This is a genomic window from Cellulosimicrobium cellulans (genome assembly GCF_042723955.1).
Classification (GTDB): Bacteria; Actinomycetota; Actinomycetes; order Actinomycetales; family Cellulomonadaceae; genus Cellulosimicrobium; species Cellulosimicrobium cellulans_H.
Map to the genome: position 1 here is coordinate 1 of NZ_JBHXIC010000135.1, position 7,617 is coordinate 7,617.

The window sequence follows — 7,617 nt, forward strand, 5'->3', positions numbered from 1 at the left end:
GTGCGACCACGAGCGCCGGTCGCCGTCGCGACGTCGAACCCGGCGTTGCTGGTCGCCGGCTCGCTGCCGAACCCGGGGTTTGCGGCCACTGCGGGGGCGTCGTGGCGCGAAACCCCGGGTTCGGCACCGCCTGCGGACCGGCGGGGCCGGCGCGTCGGGCGACCGACGCGGTCCGGCCGAGCACCGTACCCGACGAGGTTCGGCTCGGGCTCGTCCGCGACACCGGGGTCTCCGGGGACCTGCTCGTCGCCGAGCCCGGGGTTCGACGCGACCGTGGGCTTCGGGTGCCCCGCCACCCCGGGTTCGGCGCCCTGGGGGGTCGGGGTGCCGTCGTCGACCTCGAACGTCACCAAGGGGTCGCCGACCGTGACGGTCTGGCCCTCTTCCGCGTGGAGCGACGCGACGAGGCCGGCGTACGGGGACGGGAGGTCGACGAGGGCCTTGGCCGTCTCGACCTCGGCGATGACCTGGTTGAGCTCGACGCGGTCACCGGCGTGGACGTGCCAGCTCACGATGTCGGACTCGGTGAGGCCCTCCCCGAGGTCGGGGAGGCGGAACTCGCGCATCGTCATCATCGGGCCACCGCCTCGGCGGTGCGGACCGACCCGGCCTGGCTGCTGTCCTCGCCGGGCGAACCGGCGTCGGGCACCGCGCGCGGCACGAACGGCTCGACCCGCCCCAGCACGCGGTCGACGCCGTCGAGGATGCGGTCGAGGTCCGGCAGGTAGTGGCCCTCGAGCTTGGCGGGCGGGTACGGCATGCCGTGGCCCGTGACGCGGACGGGCGCGGCCTCGAGGTACTCGAAGCAGCGGTCGGTCACGGTCGCGGCGATCTCCGCGCCGAGCCCGGCCTGCCGCGGCGCCTCGTGCGTCACCACGACGCGGCCCGTCTTGCGGACGGACGCGGCGACGGTGTCGTGGTCGATCGGCGAGAGCGACCGCAGGTCGATCACCTCGACGGACACGCCGTCGTCCGACGCGGCGACGGCGGCGTCGAGCGCGGTCCCGACGAGCCCGCCCCACGTGACGAGCGTGACGTCGTGGCCTTCGCGCACGACGCGCGCCCGGTCCATCGGCAGCGGGTCGACGGGGTCGAGGTCGACCTCGCCCTTGAGGTGGTACCGGCGCTTGGGCTCGAAGAAGATCACCGGGTCGTCGCACGCGACGGCCTGGCGGAGCACGGTGTAGGCGTCCTGGGGGTTCGCGACCGACACCACGCGCAGCCCGGCCGTGTGCGCGAACAGCGCCTCGGGCGACTCGGAGTGGTGCTCGGCCGCGCCGATGCCGCCGCCGACCGGGATGCGGATCGTGATAGGCAGCCGCACCTTCCCGCCCGTGCGCGCGTGCATCTTGGCGAGCTGCGACAGGATCTGGTCGAACGCGACGAACACGAATCCGTCGAACTGGATCTCGCACACCGGCCGGTACCCGCGGTACGCGAGCCCGACGGCCGTCCCGATGATCCCGGACTCGGCGAGCGGGGTGTCGAGCACGCGCCGCGGCCCGAACTCCGCCTGGAGCCCGTCGGTCACGCGGTAGACGCCGCCGAGCCGGCCGACGTCCTCGCCCATGACGACCACGCGGTCGTCGTCCGTCATGGCGCGGCGCAGCCCGGCGCCGAGCGCCTTCGCCACGGTGAGGGTGCTCATCGCGCCACCCCCGTCGCGGTCGTCCCCGTGCCCGACGCCGCCCGGTCGCCCGCGGCGACCGGCCCACCCGGGCCGTCGTCACCGCCCTCGCCGAACGACTCGAGGTAGTGCGCGTACTCCGCGCGCTCGCGCTCGAGCGCGTGGTGCGGCTCGGCGTAGACGTGGTCGAAGAGCGACAGCGGCTCCGGGTCGGTGAGCGCGACGCACCCGGCGCGCAGCCCGGCCGCCGCGGCGTCGGCGACCTTCTGCACCCGGGCCGCCTCCGCGTCGTCGAGCACACCGACGGACCGCAGGTAGGCCTCAAACCGCGCGAGCGGGTCGCGCCCGGTCCACTCCTCGACCTCGGCCGCGTCGCGGTACCGCTTGGGGTCGTCGGCCGTGGTGTGCGGGCCCATGCGGTAGGTGACGGCCTCGACGAGGGTCGGGCCGCCGTCGTGCCGTGCGCGGTCGAGCGCCGCGCGCGTCACGGCGAGCACGGCGAGCACGTCGTTGCCGTCCACGCGCACGCCGGGCATGCCGAACCCGCGGGCGCGCTCGGCGAGCGGGACGCGTGACTGGAGCGCGACCGGCTCGGAGATCGCCCACTGGTTGTTCTGGCAGAAGAAGACGACCGGCGAGCGGTACGTGGACGCGAAGACGAACGCCTCGTTGACGTCGCCCTGGCTCATCGCGCCGTCGCCGAAGTACGCGACGCCCACGGGGAGCCCGGCGGACGCGTCGACCCGGCCGGCGTCGACGTCGTTCTGCACGCCCATCGCCCAGCCCGTCGCGTGGAGCGTCTGCGCGCCGATGATGACCTGCGGGGACGCCATGCCGATCGCGTACGGGTCCCACCCGGAGACCGCGACGCCGCGCCACACGCGCACGAGGTCGACGAGCTCGGCGCCGCGCACGCGCGCGACGGCGTGCTCGCGGTAGGAGGAGAAGACGAAGTCGTCGTCGCGCAGCGCGCGCGCCGAGCCGACCTGAGCCGCCTCCTGACCGAGCAGCGGGGGCCACAGCGCGAGCTCGCCCTGCCGCTGGAGGGCCGTCGCCTCGGCGTCGATGCGCCGCGCGACGACCATGTCCTCGAAGAGCTGCACGAGCGTCGTCCGCGCGGTCTCGCGCGCGGCGTCGTCGGGCGCCGCGGGGTCGAGGTCCGCGAGCCACCGGTCGAGCTCGGGGTCCGCGAGGCGCGTGCCGTCCTCGGTCAGCACGCGCAGGGTCGGCGTCGACGCGCCGTCCCCCGGGTCCTGCCGCGGCACGTCCGCGCGCACGTCGGCACGCCCGTCCTCGCGCACGTCCTTGCGCACGTCGTGCGCCACGTTCTTCCGGTCTGCTCGTGCGTCGCGCGGGGTTGCCGCCCGGTGACCGTTCTGCGCCTTCGGCGGGGTCGCCGCCGTCGGTCCGGTCCGCACCGCAGGTTCGCTGGGCATCGTCGCCACCTCACCTCGGGGAGCCGGTCCTCTCCGTCGAGGACCGAGGTAGGGCGAACGTAACCCCTGCCGCGCACATGGCTCCACCGACGTCCGACACGCTGTGCAGTGTGACCGCCGTCACTCGGCTAGGGTGAGCACCATGCACAGCGCCGACGCTGTCGACCTCGACCTCCTGCTCGCCCTCGCCGACGACCCGCGGGCGACGATCGTCGCGCTCGCCGACCGCCTCCGGCTCTCGCGCAACACCGTGGCGGCACGCCTCGCCCGGCTCGAGGCCGAGGGCGCGTTCCTCGCCCTCGACCGGCGGATCGACCCGCACGTGCTGGGGCACCCGCTCACGGCGTTCGTCGAGGTCCAGGTACGCCAGAAGGAGCTCGCCCGGATCGTCGACGACGTCGCGCGCATCCCCGAGGTCGTGCAGGCGTTCGGGCGCAGCGGGACGGCCGACCTGCGCGTCACCGTCGCGTGCCGCGACACCGACCACCTGTTCCGCATCGACGCCGCGATCCTCGCGATCGACGGCGTCGAGCGCACGGAGACCTCGCTGTCGATGGGCGAGCTCATCCCCTACCGCCTGCGGCCCCTCATCGAGAAGCAGCGGGGCCGCTGACACGCCCGTCCGGTGCCCGCGGACATCGGTCCGGGAGGGCTGACGGGGCTCGGTCAGCGCAGGTCGCGCACGTAGGCCGCGGCGCCGTCGTACGCGGCGATCCGACGCTCGTAGTACGTCGCGATGATGAGCAGCAGTCCGCCCGCCGCGGCGAGCGTGAGCATCCACGGGCCCGCGGAGATGCGCGTGCCGAGCTGGGACACGAACACGACGAGGATCTCGACCGGCAGCACCGCGACGCCCAGCAGGAACGGTGCCGCGAGGTGCGTGCGCGTCCCGACGAGCACCGCGGCCAGCGCGAGCACGATGACCAGGACGGCGCGCCACGTGCGCGCGTCGGTGTACGTCGCGAGGACCGACGGGCCGAGCAGCGCGAGGAGGCCCGGGGCGAGCGTCCGCCACGACCCGGCGAACCCGACGGGCCACCCGGCGAGGGTCGGCGTCGTGCGCACCGAGGCGCTGCCCGGGGCCGGGGCGGCGTGGCTGCCACCCGGGCTGCCCGGTCCGGCCACGGCACCCGGGTCGCCGCCGGCCGTGCCAGGCGCCGCCGTCGTGCCGGCCGCGAGCGCGAGGTACCCCGCGACGAGCAGGCCCGCGCCGAGCGGGAGGGAGAACACCTCGACGCGCAGCTCGCGCGGCCACCACGCGCCGATCGCGGCGACGAGCGCGAGCGACCACGTGAACCACGCGGGCGGGAGGTCGAGCCGACCGCGGACCGCGCGCCGCACCCCGACCACGAGGAGCGCGAGCAGCGCCACCTCGACGAGCCACACCGTCGCGATGACGCCCCACACCGGCCGGACGTTCGCGACGGTCCCGATCACCACGAGGGCAGCGGCGGGCGCGACGGCCCAGCGTCGCGCGACAGCGGCGCCCCGGCCCCGCGGAGCCACCCCGGCCCCGACGAGGCCCGCCCCGAGCGCGACCCCGCCCGCGGCGAGCGCCCAGGCGAACCCGAGCGCGAACACGGCGCCGCCGCCCGACGCGTGCGCGACGTGGAGCGACTCGACGGTACCGCCGGTCGCGGCGAGCACCCCGGCGCCCGCGAGCCGCAGAGCCGCCGCGCGGCGCCACGCGCCCGCTCCGGCCCCGCGACCCAGCAGGACCGCTGCGAGGACGGCCACGGCCCCGGCCGCGACGAGGAGCGGCGCCCGGACGTCGCCGGCCCCGGGCGCCGCGCCCAGGGCGAGCACGGACGGCACGACGAGCAGCACCAGGCCGGCGCTCGCGAGCTCCCACCAGCGGCGCGACCGGCGGGCGAGCAGCGCCCCCGTGACGAGGGCCGCGAGCGCCGGCGGCGCGGTGTACGCCTCCACGAGACCGACGTCCGCGGCAGCGAGCGCCGTCCACAGCGCGGCGGTCCCCAGGGCGGCGGCGAGCCACCACTCTGCGCGCCGGTCCCGGTCGCGCGCGGCGAGCCCCGCGCCCACGGCGAGCAGGAGGAGGACAGCGACCGCGACCGTGGGCCCGGCGGCAGGGCGCCCGAACGCGAGCCCGACGGCGATCGCCCCCGTGAGCGCGGCGCTCGCCTCGACCGCGACGCGCCCGGCCGCCAGGTGGATCCGGGCCGTGACCGGGCGGGCCGCGGCGAGCGCCGTCGCCACGAGCAGCGCGACGACCGGCAGCACGACGGGCGACCCGCTGCCCGGAAGGACGAGGGCGCCCGCGCTCACGACGGCGACGGCCGCCGTCGGCAGGACCAGCGCTGCGGCGAGCACGCGCAGCGCGGTGGCCGACCCGGGACGGCGCGAGCCGACGAGCACGACCTCCAGCGCGAGCATCGCGACGCACGCCCCGACGGACCACCAGCTGCGCTCGTCGACGACCGTGAGGACGCCGAGCCCGAACGGGACCGCCGTCACGCCGAGCACCGCCCACCACGAGTCCCGGTCGACGCGCGGGACGAGCGTCACCGCGAGCGCGGCGAGCGAGGCGACCCCGGAGACCGCGCACAGGACCGCGACCGTCCCGGCGCCGCTCCACGCGAGCGTCACGCCGAGCACGAGCAGCGCGTAGCCGTAGGCGGTGCCGACGAGCGGGGCGTGCAGACCGCGCGGCGCGGCGGCCCGGGCCGCGAGCAGGAGCCCGCCGACGACCACCGCCCCGGCCGTCGCGGTCGGGCGCGTGACCCACGACCCGGCCACGAGGAGCAGGACGGAGACGATCGTGCCGGCGACGGCGGCCGCGTACCAGACGCGCGCCTCGGCCCGTCCGACGGGGACGACGCCGTGCCGGACCGCCGCGCGCGGGCCCGGGAGCCGGCGGGCGACCGGGCGCAGGGCACGGCCGAACCCGCGCCGGACCGCCCGGACGAGCGCGCCCGGCGCCGCGCCGCCCTCGTGCACGCCGGGCGTGACGGGCCGGGCGGTCGCGACGACGAGCAGCGCGGCGAGCAGCGCGAGCAGCGCGAGGGAGGTGACGCCCGCGAGCCGGGGGTCGAGCACGAGCGCGACGACGAGCGCGAGCAGCACCCACGGACCGAGCGCGCGCCCGGTCCGCACGACCGGGGCGGCGCCGAGCCGTCGCGCCCCGGCGAGGCGCGGGAAGGGCACGGGGACCGGCGTGCGCAGCGAGAGCCGGGCGGCGACGAGGAGGACGACCAGGGCGGACAGCAGGCCGGCGATCGTCCCGTCGAGCAGCGCGGCGCCGGCGGTGCCGCCCCGGACGCCCTCGCCCCACAGCCCGGCGGACAGGACGCCGACGCCGAGCGGCGCGTCGCCGAGCGTCGCGGCGGTCCCGGCGGTGCCGGTCACGAGGACCTCGGCCCCGCGCACCCCCGCGACGGCCAGCGCGGGCCCCGCCCCGACGAGGGCGACGAGCGCGCCGCCGAGGAGGGCGTCCGACCGTCCGACGGCCGGGACCGGGGAGCCGAGCACCCCGGGCACCACGCGCGGCGAGGTGAGCACCAGGACGAGGAGCCACGTGGCGGCGGCGAGCGCGGGGACCAGGCCCAGCCAGGCCACGTCGCCCCCCGTCCCGAGCAGCGCCCCCGCGAGGACGGCCGACGCACCGCCGACCGCGTACCAGCGGCGCTCGCGGGTCGCGACGCGCAGGAGCGTGGCCGCGAGCGCCGCGCCGAGCGCGACGAGCGCGGACCCGGCGCCCGTCGGCAGGCCCGGGGCGGCGGTGACGGTGAGCCCGACGACCACGGCGAGGGGCACCGCGACCGTCCGCACGACGCCGAGCAGCGCCTGCTCACCACGCAGCGTGCTGGCGACCCGCGCGCCCGAGCGTGCCGCGACGGGAGCGGCGAGGGCCGTGAGGCACGCCGTCGCGAGGAGGGCGACGGCCCAGCCCCAGGGCGCCCCCGCGGCGGGCGCCGCGACGAGCGGGACGAGCGGCCCGAGCACGACGGCGCTCGTCACCCAGGCCCGGACCCGCGCCCGGTCCCCGACCACGCCGAGGCCCACGACGACCACGGCGAGCAGCGACGCGCGCGCCGCCGCGGTGCCGACGGTGCCGAGCCCCCACGCGCTGAGCGCGAGCTCCACGTCCACGACCGCGAGCACGACGGCGAGCGCCGCGACCGCCTCGGCGGACGAGCGCAGGCCGCGCGACCGCAGGAGCACCGCGGCCCCGACCGTGAGCACCGTGACGACCCCGGTCACGAGGGCGCGCAGGGCGAGGTCGTCGGCGAAGGTGAAGAAGACGAAGACGACCGTCGCGACGGCGAGGAGCCCCGCCCCCGCCCCGGCGAGGACCGGCTGGAGGCCCACGGAGCGCGACGGCGCCGCGCCCGGCACGACGACCCCGCGCGGTCCCGCGCCCGCGGGAACCGACGGGACCGGCCCGGCCGCCCCGGGACGAACCGGGACCGGACCGCGTGGCCCGAGCGCGGGCACGCTTCCGGTCGCCGGCACCGGGGACGGTGTGCGCGGACCAGCCGACCCGCGGCCTGCCGGGTCGAGCGGGCGCATCGCCCGCGGCGGGCCGGCAGGGAC

5 protein-coding genes are annotated in these 7,617 nt (G+C 77.9%); 1 reads left to right on the forward strand and 4 read right to left on the reverse strand.

Annotation, left to right across the window (positions count from 1 at the left end):
- The 3 genes from ACFWH7_RS20165 to pdhA all read right to left on the reverse strand — a co-directional run.
- Window positions 1-575, reverse strand: a 575-nt coding sequence (locus ACFWH7_RS20165) for a biotin/lipoyl-containing protein (protein ID WP_378219318.1), incomplete at its 3' end; no start/stop codon positions are given.
- Window positions 572-1,648 (reverse strand): alpha-ketoacid dehydrogenase subunit beta, encoded by a 1,077-nt coding sequence (locus tag ACFWH7_RS20170; RefSeq protein WP_378219320.1) that lies wholly within the window; start codon window positions 1,646-1,648, stop codon window positions 572-574. The genes ACFWH7_RS20165 and ACFWH7_RS20170, both read right to left, overlap by 4 nt.
- The gene (gene pdhA / locus ACFWH7_RS20175) at window positions 1,645-3,063 is read right to left on the reverse strand and encodes a pyruvate dehydrogenase (acetyl-transferring) E1 component subunit alpha (protein WP_378219322.1); all 1,419 of its coding nucleotides are present in this window, start codon (window positions 3,061-3,063) and stop codon (window positions 1,645-1,647) included. The genes ACFWH7_RS20170 and pdhA overlap by 4 nt, the downstream gene beginning before the upstream one ends.
- Window positions 3,064-3,205: 142 nt before the next feature.
- Here pdhA and ACFWH7_RS20180 point away from each other — a divergent pair, with 142 nt between their 5' ends.
- A complete protein-coding gene (locus ACFWH7_RS20180) occupies window positions 3,206-3,676 on the forward strand; it encodes an Lrp/AsnC family transcriptional regulator (RefSeq protein ID WP_378219325.1) in 471 nt (156 codons plus the stop codon).
- Window positions 3,677-3,729: 53 nt separating this feature from the next.
- On the opposite strand, the gene ACFWH7_RS20185 is transcribed toward ACFWH7_RS20180, so the two are convergent.
- Window positions 3,730-7,392, reverse strand: a complete 3,663-nt coding sequence (locus ACFWH7_RS20185) for an SCO7613 C-terminal domain-containing membrane protein (protein ID WP_378219327.1) — start codon at window positions 7,390-7,392, stop codon at window positions 3,730-3,732.
- Window positions 7,393-7,617: the final 225 nt, after the last annotated feature.

What these genes read in the sequence shown, in the direction of transcription:
- ACFWH7_RS20170 (WP_378219320.1), bottom strand. Translation starts at nt 1,648, where the DNA reads ATGAGCACCCTCACCGTGGCGAAGGCGCTCGGCGCCGGGCTGCGCCGC.
- pdhA (WP_378219322.1), bottom strand. Translation starts at nt 3,063, where the DNA reads ATGCCCAGCGAACCTGCGGTGCGGACCGGACCGACGGCGGCGACCCCG.
- ACFWH7_RS20180 (WP_378219325.1), top strand. Translation starts at nt 3,206, where the DNA reads ATGCACAGCGCCGACGCTGTCGACCTCGACCTCCTGCTCGCCCTCGCC.